The sequence below is a fragment of the Pseudomonas sp. NY15463 genome, from assembly GCF_048068415.1.
GTDB lineage: Bacteria > Pseudomonadota > Gammaproteobacteria > Pseudomonadales > Pseudomonadaceae > Aquipseudomonas > Aquipseudomonas mosselii_C.
In genome coordinates, this window is the sequence record NZ_JBLUQD010000008.1 from 262,728 (window position 1) to 276,749 (window position 14,022).

Here is a 14,022-nt window from a genome sequence, read left to right on the forward strand (position 1 = left end):
GTTTGGCAATGTTGACAGTCACCAAAAATCCCCCCGTGGTCGGCCACGGCCAGGTTCTGCGCGGGCCTGTCGCACAGGCGTCGAGGCGTGAAGCCTTACTGGCCGGGACCTACGACAAAGGCATCTACCTGCGTCCAAACCTGAGCAATGGGGGCAAGATACCCGCCAGTTCGCCACTGTCGGCCTCGCCCGACATCTGGATCGCCGGTACCCAGCCGGTGAAGGATTTTCGCAATGCGCTGGCCACAAGCAACAGCTACGCCTCGCAGTCCCCCGGCACCATCACCCAAGGCACACCCAACTACATCTACGTGCGCGGGTGCAATGGCGCGCCGGTCAGCACCACCACCAAGGTGCAGCTGTATGGCGTGCCGTGCGCGTCCATCCAGTGGCCCAGCGAGTGGGCCAAGTACGGCATTCCCACCGACCGCGACCACCCGGATGGCACGCCACCGTACTACGACTCATCCATCGTCAACCTGGCGTCGTCAGGCATCGGTGTAGCGGCCGATACTTTTGTCTGGAGCAACCCGCAGCCGCCAAGTGGCGGCAGTGACCACTACTGTTTCATTACCTGGATGAACAACGCCGGCAATCCGTTCCCGGATGTATTCTCGCAGTTGGATATGTCGGCGTTGGTCACCAATAACCTGCAGTTCGGCTGGCGAAACGTGTCGATGCAGTCCGGTCGTTCACCGACCCGGCAGATGAGTTCGCAACTGATCATCCCCGACGACGTGACCGCAGGCAGTCGTGAATATTCGCTGCAGATCACCAACATGGGCTTCCCGGAAACCGGCTGGACCTTGTCGATGAGCTGCAGCCAGACCGACTCCAAGGGCAATCCGATCGCCATCAACAATGTCGCCATGCCTGCGGTGGGCCATTTCGTGGGCGTGCGTTGCACCTTGGCGCCCGGCTATAGCGCATTGCTTACCCTCAATCTGTACAAGAACAACGGGCCCGACTCGCAGCCCGGCGCCGCCATTGATATTACCCCGGCCTATTTCGCCGACGGCTCGACGCTGGAGTTGCAGGAGGCGCTGGACCGCGGGCTGGTGGACTTTGCCTTGTCCCATGCCTTGCACCGGGCCTTTGCCGCCACGGAGGTGGCCAATATCCGTCCGCGCCCTGTGGTGCTGCTGGGCGCTGACGGCTTGCAGATCATCTGATACTCACAGGGAGTGAATGGTCATGAATCAGACAGTCGTGAACCTATTCAGCAGCAGCGAGGCTGCCACTGAAACGCTGTACTTGCGCAACAACCTCGCCTCCACCGGCAGCGTGCCGTTCAAAGGCCCGCTGGGCCTGTGCCCGGATATCATCCAGAGCCCCGAACAGGTGCCGGATGCACAAAATGCGTTCAGCACGGTCAGCAGTTGGGAGCAGGCCTATAACGTGCAACCGCAAGCCGCCGTGCCTAACTACTACTACTTGCGCGGCATGAACGGAGGGAGTGAAACCGACAGCAACGGGTTTTCCCTGTATTACGCGCCGGCGCAGGTGTTGCTGTTGCCCGCGACCTTCCGAGGTCACGCGCTGAGCACCGCAGCGGGTCTGGAAAGCACGCCGGTCAACGCACCTGCCGGGCATATCGGAGTCGGACAGGCGCCCTTCGTCTGGACGCCGCCCTCCCCGCCAGCCGACAGCTACTTCAACCTGATCGCCCAGGTCAACGCCGATACCCAGCCCGACCCACTGCCAGTGGTGCGAGACTGGCTCGACCTGGCCAAGATGATCGGCCAGACCCCGAGCCTGGGTATCCGCACCCAGGCGCTGGTCAGTGGCAAGCAGTGGGTGCGCCGTCAGCAACTGACCGTACCGGCGAGCTTTACCACTTCACCGATCACCATCACCCTGGCGGCCAAGGGCCTGGCCGGCACCCGTGTGTGCCTGCTCTGCGATACGGTCACGCCGTTGCAAGTGCCGGTGTTGCTGGGGCCGCTAACCTTGGGCGCCGATGGTACCCAGACCGGGGCCACGTTCGTGCTGCCTGCGGGGTATTCGGCCAACCTTGCCGTGCAGTTCTGGAACCCGGACAACCAGCCGATCACGGCCGGTTCGAGCCTGTCGGTAACCTTCGGTTATCCAATCAATCCAGGCGCCGAACTGGACCGGGCGATCGCCGAGAACCTCGTCAACCATCACTATCAGGACGCCATGGGTGACACTGCCACGGCCGCCATCAAACCCAAGGCCATGGCCATCGTCAGCCAGATGACCTTTACCTTCGAGGCCTGATCCGGGCTGCGGCGTCCTGGGTCTGGAGGCCCCAGGGCGCCGCGCTCACGGTCAGGATGTATTGGCGAAATGACAGGTTTGTACTGAAGATGGCTGCCTGGAAGAACACCACTGTGCCCTGATGTCGCCAGCACCGAGCCTTCAAGGATGCGAGGGGGTTGCTGGATGCTATTGCGGCCTGAAAGAAGAGAGGTGACTCTCAGAAGAATTTCGCGCCTTACGAGCCTGAGGGAGAGGACAAGCAGACCCATGCGACTCTCATCCGAACCCGCTCGATGGCCATATGGACGTCAGTTCTGATCTCGAAACTCTTTAGCCAGCACTCCAAGCCGAGTCATTACCGCATCTACCTTGGCTTTGTCATGCGCATTAGCGTGGTGTTTCAGAAATACCGCTGAAAATCATTTGCCCAGCGCTCGCGCCGCGCGAGCGACTGAGGCAAGGATGTCCTCGGCTTTCTTGTACCACCGAAATGGCTTCGGGTTCTGGTTGTAGGTTTCCAGGTAGTGCTCAATCGACGCCTCCAGATCTTTAACGCTGACGTGCGCCTGGCGCTTGATCCACTTCTCGCTCAGCGTTGAGAAAAACCGCTCAACCAGATTCAGCCAAGAGGCTGACGTGGGTGTGAAGTGGATGTTGTAGCGCGGTCTCGCCGCAAGCCACGCTCTGACCTTGTCGGTCTTGTGAGTCGCGTAGTTGTCCATGATCAGATGAATTGGCATATCGGCAGGCACTGACACATCGATCTCTCTCAGAAAAGCGAGAAACTCCGTGCTGTGGTGTTGGCGTTTGAGCCTGCCGATTACTTCGCCGGTTGCCACATCCAGGGCAGCAAATAGCGAGGTCGTGCTATGCCGTTTGTAGTCATGTGTGCGGGTTGCAGGGTTACCTGGGGACAGCGGTAAGCCGGGCTGTGTGCGGTTCAACGCTTGAATCTGGCTCTTCTCATCAAAACAAAGCACCAGGGCACGTTCAGGTGGGTTCAAGTAGAGCCCAACGATGTCGTGCACCTTGTCGACAAACAATGGATCAGTGGAGAGCTTGAAGGTCTTTTCCAAGTGCGGCTTGATCCCGAACGCGTGCCAAATACGCATCACGCTCGCAGGCGATAGGCCCGTCTCACGACTCATCCGTCGCGTACTCCAGTGACTGGAATCGTCGGGCTTGCCTTGCAGGACTTGGTTTACCACCTGCTGAACTTGCTCATCGACGATGGTACGTGGTCGGCCAGAGCGTGGTTCATCGTTCAGTCCCAATAGCCCCAACTTAGAGAAACACTGGCGCCACCGCGATACCACATCCTTACTCCTGCCCAAGCGCTGAGCAATGTCATTACCTGATTCGCCTGCTGCACAGGCGAGAATGATCTCCGCGCGCAGGCGAGCATCCTGAGCGCCTTTGCGAAGTTTGATTCGGCGTAGCAGTTCCAACTTTTCAGTTTCGGAAAGGGTAATGACGGTTGCTGGTCGTCTCATGTCGACGCACAATCAGGCACGCCCAAGAGCTTGCCCGCGTATCAGATAACGAAGCAACCAGCCCCGTCATTCGCCACATGCTCGCGAACGGAGCAACTCCTGAAGATGTCGGCAGGATCTTCAACAGCAGTGAGTTCAGAGAAACGCTGCTCCATCCCACGCAAGCTACGGGTAATGGTGGCTACCTGACCTATGCCGATGACAGCGTGTGGGTGGGAATTCCTCCGATTGAGCAACCTCTTACCTCTACCCTGAACGACCAGTCGTACACGATTAACAGTAACGCGTTCGCCGACCGAGCCAATACGCTTGTGCCCCTATCCATGACGGACTGATGGGGTTGGGGCGCTTTGCAGAAGCTAATCCGAACGCAACACAGTTGCTCGGCTATGCAGCACAAGGCCTCAGCTATGCGCTTATGGGGCCAGTGGCAGCACTAAGGGATATGGCTAGCCAAGCCATACTCGGACCGGTGCTGGATGAGGCCCGTGATTACGCCATAGAAAGAATCAGTGGTTTCTACCAGTCTAAAGGCGTGACGGCTGAGAATGCTGGTGTGCTAGCATCTGGTACGCTGTTTGGTGTGGAGGCGGCTGCTGGACGCGTTACATCTGCTGTGGCTGGAGCCAAGCAATACGCAGTGCAGGTTAGCGGTGCAAAAGCGACAGGCCAGATTGTACCTGGCGTAATTAGTCCTACTTATCGAGATCTTCAGGGATTAAATAAAGGATTCCAGGCGCATCACACCTTGCCTCAATATTTGGGGAAGATGCTGGGGCATACGAAAAATGACATGCTGGATCACCCTGCGACTTTAATTACCCAGCACTCTCATACGGGAAAGATGAATCCTGATGCTATGCATAAAGCTATTAGCAAGTATTTGCCTCCAATGGTAGGTGGCAAGCCGGCTAGGTATACTGCTGAGCAAATAAGCTCGGGATTGCAGAAAGCCTATGACGATATAGGACGCCCCGAATTGTTTGACTCAATCAAGCACCTGATTAAATAGGTATGCAAGCATGACTGATAAACAAATATATGAATTGGATGTTAATGATCTTACTTGTTTTGGTGTTTGGTACTTTCCTATGGATGAGTCTGCTGAAGATGAGCTGACAATCCGCCCTCTCCTTGATAAGGAAACTTGTACCGACGCCCAAATAATCGTTCGTGCTAGTTTTGTCGGGAGGGATGGTTCTAGTTACTTAGGCTATCTGTATTGGGATGGTGGCGGGGAAGTGGATTGCTTGAAACCTGTCATTCTTCTTGAAGATGGCTCCTTTGTTACATTCTGGAATGGGGTGGTTGAGCCGTCTTGGGCAGACTACTCTGCAAGAGCTCAAGAGCTCAGGGGCGGACTTCCTTTTTCGTATGTTTCAGAATGTCTTCTCGGGCTGCCTGAAATTTCAGGAATGCTTGAGGGGCTATATTATTTAAATGAGGATAATATTTCCTGGGTAAGTTGATGATGCAAAAGGGGTACCCGCTGTTAAATGGGGTACTCAAGAGAAGCACTTTCCAGATCATAACTCCTACACGCTAGGCCGTAGTATTTTGAGCAGTGACCCATGCAAGCTTGCCGAAAGTGCTGGAACCGGACAGCAGATCGATAATATTCCAGTTGGCATGCCAGGCTCGAAAGAAAGGATAAATTTTGGCGAGTCTATAGGGACACATATAGATGAAGCAGGCGTGGCAACACCTACAGCGAATGGAATAATTCACTATTCTAAGGATGATATCCACATTGTGCCAGCGAGGCCGTGAAGAATGCGCTCTTTTGATGATGTAATCGTGAGTGCCCGCCTGAATATTCAAAGGGCATTGTTAGGTGAGGTTTCAGGGAAGCTTCGCGCTGTTATATTTTCAGTTTCGGGACTGATTTTGAATATTAGATTCTATTTTGACGGAGAAATCGATGATGATGATTTTGAGTCTGCCTCCCGTGTTGAAACTGAGGTGATTGCTGATTACGAGGATGACTGGACGGTTACAGCGAAGTGCTTGCGGCTAGATGCCTCGGAGCCGATAGCTGATCAGGGAGTTTGGGTATTTAAGCGGCGTGAAATTTAAGAGTCATTAGAGAAACTCTGAAGAAGACTTCCTGATTTTGGCAAAATGCCCGGATTCCACTTATTGATCAGTGCCAGTGCCATATTCGCGCGCCCAGATTTGCCCTTGGGCTGCACCTTCTGAGCTTCGACAAACTTGCGACGCGCATGCGCCATGCACGCCAATCGTTCGACACCCGGTTGTAACGCCAACGCGTTGTAGCCGGCGTAATCGTCCGTCATCACATAGCCGCGATAGTTTTCCAGCAAGCGCAGCGGCACATCCTGCGCACGGCTGGAGGTGTAGTCGAACAGCACGACTTTTCGATCCGGTGGCCCACTGGCTTGCACCCACATCCAGGATTGGCTGGTCGGGTCTCGATCCGGTTCTTTAAGGACTTGGACCCGCGTTTCATCGCAATGGATGACCGGACTTTCCAGCAACCGGTCGCGCATCAGATTCAGCAGTGGTTGCAGGTGCTCACCGCACTGAATCACCCAGCGCGCCAAGGTTTGACGCGGAATATCGATACCGTGTCGGCTCAGCACCGTTTCAAAGCGGTGCAGCGGTAAGCCATCGACATACTTGGTCGTCAGCAGCATCGCCAGCACGCTCGGGCTGGCCATGCTCTTCTCGATCAACTGTGCGGGTTTGTCAGCAGTGACCGGAGCGGTTTCACAACCACGGCAACCGTAAACTTTACGGATGTGTTTGATCACCCGGATCTGCATCGGCACGATATCCAGCTGCTCGCTGGTTTCTTCACCGATCAAATGTTTGCGGCAACCGCAGGCACAGGTCTGCTCGTGTTCGGCCAGTTCGTGGATCACTTCGATGCGCGGCAGGTCAGTCGACAATGGTTTGCGCTTGCCGCGACGCAGTGTTGGCGCGACCACTTCTTCGTCGTCATCGTCCGGAGGTATCGACAGGCTTTCCGGCTCATTGAACAACGCGAGTTGCGGCGTGTTGGATTCAACGGTTTGCTCGGATTTGCGACTGAACAGGCGGTCGCGCAGCAGCTTGACCTGCTCTTTGAGATCGACGATCTGGCCCTTATCGACCGTGCGCTCCTTCAATAACTGCGCAAGCATCTGCTTGAGCAGTACGGGTTCATCGGGAAGGTTTTCGGGCATGGAAATCATGCCCCGGATATACCGAATCAGGCGACGAATCGCGGTGTCAAAACCTGATGCGGGCGATTGCGCCAGAGGTCGAAACCGTCGAGTAACCAATTCAGTTCCTGGACAGTGAGGACAATCGCTTCGTCGGTGACGTCAGGTGATGTTTTAAATCGTTCGGATTCCAGGCGCTTGAGCCAAAGACAGAAGCCGTTGCGCTGGTGAGTAGGCCGGAGAAGTTTCACCTCCAGCCTCTCGCAGAACCGTACGTGAGTCTCTCAACTCATACGGCTCCCGTTAAGTCCGCAAACTCAACGTTAGACAAGAACCACGATGACCATCCTCTTTCGCCCACAGGGCGGCTTCGGCTGGTTCAGTTACACCACTTCCCGGGACATGATCGCCCACGCATTGCAGTGCGGGCTTTTTCTTCAGGTGGCTGTGAGCCGCTGCAGATATCAGTTGACTGGAATTAGGCGCTCTCGCTGAGCTGGGGTTAGATCGTCAATTACGCCGACCTTGAGAGTCCCAGCCGCAGCATCAGCCAATGGGTTTCCCATATCAGCAGATGCGAATTCTGGAAGCTTGTACATCGCCCCGGTCAGAGGATCAACGATCAGCATGCCGATCAAACCGCCAATCAGGATGTTGCCCCAATACCAACCGCTCAGACTGGAATCGAGCTCAATAGTCTTATCTGGGTATCCATCCTTTTTGAAGTGCAGCTTGTAGGTCTGGCCGGAAAAATACCCTTTGCCAGACTTCAATGTGACGGTGCTTGGAGTGTTGCCTGAGTGGATCACGGTACCATTTTTATCAGTGATCTCGAAGCTTGCTCCTGGGGGAGCACTTGATACAGCTACTGGGTAGCGAGACTCGCCAACAATACTCGCACACCCTTGAATACCAACGAGCGCGACAACCGCAACCGCCCCAGCCACTTTCCGAAATGTCATCGATACTGCTCCATGCTGCCGTTATTGGCATGGCCGGATATCGGCCGGCTGCAATTGTACTTGGAACAATATCACTTTGACATCACGCGAAAAGGCTTTTAGGGCACCGGATTGCATCCCTAGAAAGGCGTCTGACTCAGGGTGGCTGAAGCTGAAGGTAACAGAGCAACTCGGCGAAGTGATTATCAGGTGTCGAGACGAAATTCTATCGCCGTACCTGATTCACCGTAGGCCCGAACGAAAGAAAAAAAGAGAGGGGGCAGATCACTGGACGAAGGTCGATGAGAGGTTTCTCACTCGAGCGTTCAAGGATCCGAGGGATGCCGCTGGATGCTATCGCGACCTCAAAGAGGAAGAGATGCCAGGGTTTCATGAGGGACGCGCCCTATCCCTGCACCTCTATAAGCGAGCAGGGAAGGACGGCCAGAAAATCGCCGGTCACACCACAGAAGGCATGACCAGAAACTACCAGAAGGGGCACGAAGATGTCGTGTGGTCGGAGGTCGACGCCGACCTCGATATCGGCGAAATCGCCGGATAGTTTTGCGCACATTTTGCGCACGGTCACCCATAAAAAAATCCAGTCACCGCTAAGTGACTGGATTCTTTGGAGTTTTTTGGTCGGGACGGAGTGATTCGAACACTCGACCCCTTGCACCCCATGCAGGTGGTAGACCTGTTCAGAGCTGCCCATTTTTGACCATCAAGCCCAGGCACCACAATGCTTACAGCCATATTTTGCGGGGGCTCTAGAATTTTCTTGTTTCACCATAATCATACTGTTTCAGGACATCTAATGGACCCTATGTGGACCCTACGCTTTGCGACAGGGTATGAGCAGGCTAGACTTGCTGCCTGATCCACGGAGACAGTGATGGCTAGAGAGAAGATTCCTGAGCACACAGAGCGTGCAGCGACATTCTGTAGAAACGCCAAGCCGGAAGAGAAGCAGTACGAGCTGATAGACTCGAAGATCCCTGGTTTGCAGCTTCGAGTCAACCCTAGTGGAAAGAAGTCCTGGGCGTTGAGGTACAGCGTAGGGTCCGGCAAGAATCTTGTGAAAAATCGCTTGCCCCTTGGCCTCTTCCCGGAGGTAACAGTTACTGAGGCAAGGAAAGCTGCCCAGCAGGCAAAATCCGACATCACCAGGGGAGCCGATCCTGTTGGCGAGCGCAAAGCTGAAGCGGAGCGAAAAATCGAGCAGGAAAAGGCCAGAGTGCGCGAAGAAGCCTCCAGAATCACTGTGGCTAAGTATTTTGAGACCTGGATGTTATCTGAAAAGCCTAGTAACCGTAAGGACGAAGGGGCTGATCTCCGCCGCCGCTTCGAAGATGACGTGCTCCCCATCATCGGTCATCTCGAAATGAAAGCTGTTCGACGCCAGCACATTTTGGCGGTAACGGATGCCGTGCTGGCTAGGAAAACTGAGCTGCATGACATGAAGCGCACAGCGAATGTCGTCCTTGCAGAACTCAAGCAGTTTTTCAAGTTCGCAGAAGCGCGAGAAGTCATCGAGCTTAACCCTACTCTGCATGTGGAAAAGTCAGAAGCTGGCGGCACCACAGAGTCAAGAAATCGCACACTTGATGCGTACGAGATCCGAAGGCTCTACAAGATGCTTCATACGTGCAGTCTCAACAGGCCTGCGCAATTGTCATTCCTGATCATGCTTTCTACACTGTGCCGAGTCGGGGAATTCACGATGGCCGATTGGTCTGAAGTCGATTTCGACAAGCGTGAATGGAACGTACCCGGCAGTCACACTAAAAACGGCAAGCCGATCAAGATCAACCTTTCCCTCTTTGCCCTGAATCTGTTTGAAGAGCTTCATACCATCAATGGTCATACGCCCTGGGTGATGCCAAATCTGAGAGAGACCGGTCATCTCGATCTTAAAGCACTCACGAAGCATGCTCACGACCGCCAGCGTCCCGAAGGAGCCAAACCGCTTGTGGGGCGGACTGTTGAAACTCGTTCTTTAGCATCTGGCTCTGAACCTTGGACCCCACACGATCTCCGCCGCTCTGGTGCAACGCTCATGCAGCAGCTTGAGTTCATTCCAGAGGTCTCAGAGAGATGCCTAAACCACACTGAAGACAACAAAGTGAAAGCTGCGTACCACCGGCATTCCTATCAAAAGGAAATGAAGCGCGCTTGGTATGCCCTTGGAGAAGCGCTGGATGTGATTACTGGCTCCAATGGTCAGGCCTTCCTTAAAGATTTTGCGAAAGACGAGGCTGCCGATCCCGATGAACAGGTGGGCATGCTAGAGCTTGTGAAAAAGCACTACAAAAAATCCGACGAACGGTCGCAGCCAGCGTAACCATTAGGCTCCAGCCCGACAACCACATTGACACCCCTGTTTTTTCATGGAGAAACGCAAAAAACAGGGGTTGACAATCATGCACCCTATTGACCCTCAAAGAAGAGATCCATATAATTTCCGGTATATTATATGTCACGGGGAGGACAGCGATGGGTACAGCAGCACAAGAGCGTTTTTTGAGATTCGGCGCAGTAGCAGACATGATCGGCCTTAGCCGCAGCACTATCTGGCGAATGGAGCAAGAGGGTCGGTTTCCTAAGCGCGTCCAGCTTGGCGCCAAGAGCGTCGCATGGCGGCTCAGCGATCTGAATTCATGGATGGCTGCGCGGTAGAGAATCGAGGAGGTCGTATGGCCACTGGATTATGAAAAGGCACCTCGATAGGTGCCTTTTTTATGGTCACAGCGCTTTGAGATCTTTCGTTAGCTGATCGATGGCCTGATCATCATCCGTGATCTTGCTCAAGTACCAGCCTTCGCACAGGGCGTCATACTTTTCCTGGAAGGCATTATCTTTCTCGGCCTTGGGGGCATGTTTCTCATAGAGTGCCACCAGCGGCTCCAGCTTTGCCGGATAGCGAGACGCGAGAACACGAACGCGAGTCGATTGGCAGCCTGCTTTGTGCAAACGATCATCAAGGGATTTTGCCATTTTCATGCCTCCTTCTATCAAAGTCAGTTGCGGACGGATGGAGATGCCGGTGTTCTCAGTGAACTGTCGGAACGCTTCGGATTTGTAGCTATCGGAAAGCTCGACCAACCTATCGTAATGGCGGCTTTGGGCTCTCGGGTAGATCCAGAGATGCCTCATTACCATGGCAAGGGACACGTAGTTAATGTTGAGCACATCGCCCTTGAGCGCAGCGCGTGCCACACCACCCGAACAAGCGGCGCATTGGGCAGCAATCCGCATGTCTAGGTATTTGGGTTGTTCACGCCACTCCTTGGTTTTCCGTGTGAGAGTTTCAATGTCGTCGCTCATGCTGATGAAGCCTAGCTTCACGCCTTCGGCAAACGCGAAGATCTCAACACCGATTTCCATAGTTGCTGCGATTACCGCCCGGCGTTTGATGCCACCGACTGCGGCGCCCAGGTCACTTGTCCAAAACACCCGCTGGTTCAGTGTGCCGGTTTCGTAGAGCTTGAGCATCGCTTCGCCGAATGTAGCCCCGTCTGGGATCAATCCGTCTTTACCGCACAGCTTGTTGATCCATTTGGACCAATCTACGTTCGGCATGAATTTGCTGAGGAAGGCATAGATGGAGTTGGGTTCGCCAGCCTTCTCGGGGTTCGCAGCCTTTACGCTTTGCTCCCAGAACCAGGTCATGAAAGCCAGCGGCAAGCTTTGCTTGGTGCCCCGGTCGGCGGTGATGTGAGCATCGTACAGTCGCTTGGCTGCCTCATAGCTCATCTTGGGGTAAAGCTGTTCGCGATACTCACCGAAACCGACCTCACCATTCATGAGCATCTCGATGACGGTTTTTTCGTCAGTGTGATTGACCATGCGATGGTTGGCAGGCCGGAGCTTGAATTTGCTCTTGAGATTGAGAACTTCATTGAGCTTTCTATACCAGTCCATGGCCATATCGGGATCACCCTTATCGCCTCCAGCTGGAATGCCAAGCTCCTTCATGATGTCCTCAACAGACTTCTCAAGCTCCGCTTGCTCCTCAGGGCTACGCTCACGATGGGTTTCATGCATTTTTGAGCGAAACATCTTGTCGAGAACTACATCAACGGCTGCTGCGAGGCCGCCAATGGCCAGGGCATAACCCAGGGACAGATTGTCAATTTCACTGCTGGGTAGTCGTTTGACTGGAGTAGTGGCCTTGATCTCTTCCCAGGAGCTGACCAGCTCGCTGCCTCCGATGGCGGCGAGGCGTTTAGCGATATCGGGGTTCATGCGACACCACTTTGCTTCGTTTCGGGAAAGCGTGTGCTCACGATTTTATCGATCTGGACCTTGTTCAAACCGTACTTTTTCAGGAGAACTGTCAGCTCAAGCGCATTTGACGGATTTTCGGTCGAAATGGCGGTGACAATTTTCTCCATGCGCGCGGCCTCAACCTCAAACGTTTTGAGCACGGCTTCAAGGTCATGAGCCCGTCGCTCAGCTACATCCTTGAGCTTTTCCTTCTCATCCTTGTCTTTGAAGCCTCTTGATACCCACCCAACGCCAGCGCCTATCGCTGCACCGACTAATACCAGAGCAGCTCCTATCGCCTTGCCTGATCCTGACATGCCTCTATCCATCCAGCGCAGAAGAAGATGGTTGGCATTATAGTGGCGCTATGCCATGGCGGCCATGGGAGAAGCAGATTACTCTTCCTTTTCCCTGCCGAAATGGCACAGCTCATCAATCTCGAAGTCGTCGTCGAAAAGACGATTTTGACGATAGCTATCACGCAGACAAAGCAGGGCGTACTTGAAGCAGCTTGGGCATAGCCTCAAGCTGTACTGCGCACTATCGACTTCGCCCTGGATCTGCCCGGCAATCGCAGGGAACTCGCAGACTTGGCAGCGCTGTTGCTGCCCTTCGTCTGTTGTTGCCAAAACGCTCGGTTCGGACATGATCCCCCCTCCCCCTCATCTCTTTGCTTGGCATTGCCCCAACCAAGTGCTTTTTTCGAATCACCTTCTTTGACGTTCCAGCCGCTGACGTTGCTGATCAACTGGCGGATTGGCGTCCAGGCTTTCCAGATTTCGTATGCGAGCTGCTTATTCTCATCGCTCAAGCATTTTGGGTCTTGCTCGATAAGTATAGAGATTGATTCTGGCATTGCCGTCATGAAATCGATCATTTGCTTGCGAGAAAGATACTCTTTCTTCTTAACTGCTTTTTCTCTTTTGAGAAACGGAAACTCTCTAAAATACTTATCGAGCTTGGCTGTTGCCTCTGGCGTCGAGAACAAGGCCTTGACTTCGTGCTGTTTTTGAATCACCTGATCGTATGAAACAGTGATTAGCCGTTGCTTTTTTTCACCATACTTGACGCGATAAAAGCTTACACTCGTTGCTGCTTCTCTTATCCAGAGCCCGCCTTTTTCTTTGTCCATAATCGCCTTTTCTTCTTTTAATTATTGATAACACTTATTTTCTGCATATTTTTATTATAACATTAAAAATCACTTATATCACATACACAACTATGTGACAGAGTATTTTTAGCATACTTTTAACAGACTTCGGCTAATTTGACCAGCGTGTGTAAGCTGGTGCCTTTGGAACAAATTCCATACACATGCTGACAAGTGTAATGAGCTTGTTTCTGAACTCCTGATGATTACTGGGAAAAGTCGGCATCTGGAGACATGGGGAAGTCAAAACATCACACGCCCTGAGGGCGTAAAAATAATTGCTCTGGACACTAATCCAGACCTGATTATTGATCTCTAGCCTCCAGACCAAACCCCGCTGGCCATTTTCAGCGTAGCTAGTAATCAGATGTGTCACACAACATAACGTGTGATATGTCACGCGCTTAAGCTTATCACCATGTGACCTATCACGTGATTTACATTATTGTCATGTGATAGGTCACATGCAAAAGTGCACACCATTGTGATATATCACACGACACTAAATTATCTCACGTGACATGTCACACGCCACATTGCTCAGCCATGTGATACATCACATGAAAAACAAAACAACCACGTGACATATCACATGGATAATCAAAAAACATGTGATATATCACATCAAACTTACTATTGGCATGTGACATGCCACACACCAAGACATGTGGCAGAAAATATTTTCGAGAACTAATTGCGGAACTAATAATAAGCAATAATTAATGATATACTTATATCATCAGAAGTTATTCTAAGCCAGCAATGTCTATATATAT

14 protein-coding genes and 2 pseudogenes are annotated in these 14,022 nt (G+C 53.2%); 9 read left to right on the top strand and 7 right to left on the bottom strand.

Annotation, left to right across the window (positions count from 1 at the left end):
* The first annotated feature begins 8 nt into the window (after positions 1–8).
* Positions 9–1,172 carry a hypothetical protein gene (locus tag ACNFIC_RS21105; protein ID WP_138221018.1) on the top strand — a complete coding sequence of 388 codons (1,164 nt, stop codon included), beginning with the start codon at positions 9–11 and terminating at the stop codon, positions 1,170–1,172.
* 22 nt (positions 1,173–1,194) lie between these two features.
* Complete coding sequence (locus ACNFIC_RS21110) at positions 1,195–2,241, top strand: hypothetical protein (protein WP_416781857.1); 1,047 nt, start codon at positions 1,195–1,197, stop codon at positions 2,239–2,241.
* A gap of 401 nt (positions 2,242–2,642) precedes the next feature.
* On the opposite strand, the gene ACNFIC_RS21115 is transcribed toward ACNFIC_RS21110, so the two are convergent.
* Positions 2,643–3,716 carry an IS630 family transposase gene (locus ACNFIC_RS21115; RefSeq protein ID WP_416781859.1) on the bottom strand — a complete coding sequence of 358 codons (1,074 nt, stop codon included), beginning with the start codon at positions 3,714–3,716 and terminating at the stop codon, positions 2,643–2,645.
* A gap of 334 nt (positions 3,717–4,050) precedes the next feature.
* Between ACNFIC_RS21115 and ACNFIC_RS21120 the strand changes: the two genes are divergently transcribed.
* From ACNFIC_RS21120 to ACNFIC_RS21135, 4 genes and pseudogenes are all read left to right on the top strand, one after another.
* On the top strand, positions 4,051–4,728 hold the full coding sequence (locus ACNFIC_RS21120; RefSeq protein WP_416781860.1) for a hypothetical protein: 678 nt from the start codon (positions 4,051–4,053) through the stop codon (positions 4,726–4,728).
* Between the two features lie 10 nt (positions 4,729–4,738).
* Positions 4,739–5,185 carry a hypothetical protein gene (locus ACNFIC_RS21125; protein ID WP_416781861.1) on the top strand — a complete coding sequence of 149 codons (447 nt, stop codon included), beginning with the start codon at positions 4,739–4,741 and terminating at the stop codon, positions 5,183–5,185.
* Between the two features lie 43 nt (positions 5,186–5,228).
* Positions 5,229–5,486: pseudogene (locus ACNFIC_RS21130) on the top strand (polymorphic toxin type 50 domain-containing protein); the annotation flags it as partial.
* 27 nt (positions 5,487–5,513) lie between these two features.
* Positions 5,514–5,792 carry a hypothetical protein gene (locus ACNFIC_RS21135; RefSeq protein ID WP_416781862.1) on the top strand — a complete coding sequence of 93 codons (279 nt, stop codon included), beginning with the start codon at positions 5,514–5,516 and terminating at the stop codon, positions 5,790–5,792.
* 59 nt (positions 5,793–5,851) lie between these two features.
* On the opposite strand, the pseudogene tnpC reads toward ACNFIC_RS21135, so the two are convergent.
* The 3 genes and pseudogenes from tnpC to ACNFIC_RS21150 all read right to left on the bottom strand — a co-directional run.
* Positions 5,852–6,913, bottom strand: a pseudogene (gene tnpC, locus ACNFIC_RS21140) (IS66 family transposase); the annotation flags it as partial.
* A 17-nt stretch (positions 6,914–6,930) separates the two neighbouring features.
* Positions 6,931–7,134: an IS66 family insertion sequence element accessory protein TnpB gene (tnpB, locus tag ACNFIC_RS21145; RefSeq protein ID WP_416781864.1), complete on the bottom strand. Its 204-nt coding sequence runs from the start codon at positions 7,132–7,134 to the stop codon at positions 6,931–6,933.
* A 213-nt stretch (positions 7,135–7,347) separates the two neighbouring features.
* Positions 7,348–7,845: a hypothetical protein gene (locus tag ACNFIC_RS21150; RefSeq protein ID WP_416781866.1), complete on the bottom strand. Its 498-nt coding sequence runs from the start codon at positions 7,843–7,845 to the stop codon at positions 7,348–7,350.
* Between the two features lie 76 nt (positions 7,846–7,921).
* On the opposite strand from ACNFIC_RS21150, the gene ACNFIC_RS21155 reads away from it, so the two are divergent.
* The 3 genes from ACNFIC_RS21155 (at position 7,922) to ACNFIC_RS21165 (ending at position 10,503) form a co-directional block, all read left to right on the top strand.
* Positions 7,922–8,386, top strand: coding sequence for a hypothetical protein (locus ACNFIC_RS21155; RefSeq protein ID WP_416781867.1), 465 nt, complete (start codon positions 7,922–7,924; stop codon positions 8,384–8,386).
* Between the two features lie 333 nt (positions 8,387–8,719).
* Positions 8,720–10,168, top strand: a complete 1,449-nt coding sequence (locus ACNFIC_RS21160) for a tyrosine-type recombinase/integrase (RefSeq protein ID WP_416781868.1) — start codon at positions 8,720–8,722, stop codon at positions 10,166–10,168.
* 152 nt (positions 10,169–10,320) lie between these two features.
* Positions 10,321–10,503: a helix-turn-helix transcriptional regulator gene (locus tag ACNFIC_RS21165; protein ID WP_108079161.1), complete on the top strand. Its 183-nt coding sequence runs from the start codon at positions 10,321–10,323 to the stop codon at positions 10,501–10,503.
* A 66-nt stretch (positions 10,504–10,569) separates the two neighbouring features.
* Here ACNFIC_RS21165 and ACNFIC_RS21170 read toward each other — a convergent pair whose 3' ends face one another.
* From ACNFIC_RS21170 to ACNFIC_RS21180, 3 genes are all read right to left on the bottom strand, one after another.
* Positions 10,570–12,072 carry a hypothetical protein gene (locus tag ACNFIC_RS21170; protein WP_416781869.1) on the bottom strand — a complete coding sequence of 501 codons (1,503 nt, stop codon included), beginning with the start codon at positions 12,070–12,072 and terminating at the stop codon, positions 10,570–10,572.
* On the bottom strand, positions 12,069–12,410 hold the full coding sequence (locus ACNFIC_RS21175) for a hypothetical protein (protein ID WP_416781870.1): 342 nt from the start codon (positions 12,408–12,410) through the stop codon (positions 12,069–12,071). The genes ACNFIC_RS21170 and ACNFIC_RS21175 overlap by 4 nt, the downstream gene beginning before the upstream one ends.
* 206 nt (positions 12,411–12,616) lie before the next feature.
* The gene (locus tag ACNFIC_RS21180) at positions 12,617–13,225 is read right to left on the bottom strand and encodes a hypothetical protein (protein ID WP_416781871.1); all 609 of its coding nucleotides are present in this window, start codon (positions 13,223–13,225) and stop codon (positions 12,617–12,619) included.
* Between the last annotated feature and the right edge of the window lie 797 nt (positions 13,226–14,022).

What these genes read in the sequence shown, in the direction of transcription:
- ACNFIC_RS21180 (WP_416781871.1), bottom strand. Translation starts at nt 13,225, where the DNA reads ATGGACAAAGAAAAAGGCGGGCTCTGGATAAGAGAAGCAGCAACGAGT.
- ACNFIC_RS21150 (WP_416781866.1), bottom strand. Translation starts at nt 7,845, where the DNA reads ATGACATTTCGGAAAGTGGCTGGGGCGGTTGCGGTTGTCGCGCTCGTT.
- ACNFIC_RS21120 (WP_416781860.1), top strand. Translation starts at nt 4,051, where the DNA reads ATGGGGTTGGGGCGCTTTGCAGAAGCTAATCCGAACGCAACACAGTTG.
- ACNFIC_RS21105 (WP_138221018.1), top strand. Translation starts at nt 9, where the DNA reads ATGTTGACAGTCACCAAAAATCCCCCCGTGGTCGGCCACGGCCAGGTT.
- ACNFIC_RS21170 (WP_416781869.1), bottom strand. Translation starts at nt 12,072, where the DNA reads ATGAACCCCGATATCGCTAAACGCCTCGCCGCCATCGGAGGCAGCGAG.
- ACNFIC_RS21125 (WP_416781861.1), top strand. Translation starts at nt 4,739, where the DNA reads ATGACTGATAAACAAATATATGAATTGGATGTTAATGATCTTACTTGT.
- ACNFIC_RS21165 (WP_108079161.1), top strand. Translation starts at nt 10,321, where the DNA reads ATGGGTACAGCAGCACAAGAGCGTTTTTTGAGATTCGGCGCAGTAGCA.
- ACNFIC_RS21110 (WP_416781857.1), top strand. Translation starts at nt 1,195, where the DNA reads ATGAATCAGACAGTCGTGAACCTATTCAGCAGCAGCGAGGCTGCCACT.
- ACNFIC_RS21175 (WP_416781870.1), bottom strand. Translation starts at nt 12,410, where the DNA reads ATGTCAGGATCAGGCAAGGCGATAGGAGCTGCTCTGGTATTAGTCGGT.
- ACNFIC_RS21160 (WP_416781868.1), top strand. Translation starts at nt 8,720, where the DNA reads ATGGCTAGAGAGAAGATTCCTGAGCACACAGAGCGTGCAGCGACATTC.
- ACNFIC_RS21115 (WP_416781859.1), bottom strand. Translation starts at nt 3,716, where the DNA reads ATGAGACGACCAGCAACCGTCATTACCCTTTCCGAAACTGAAAAGTTG.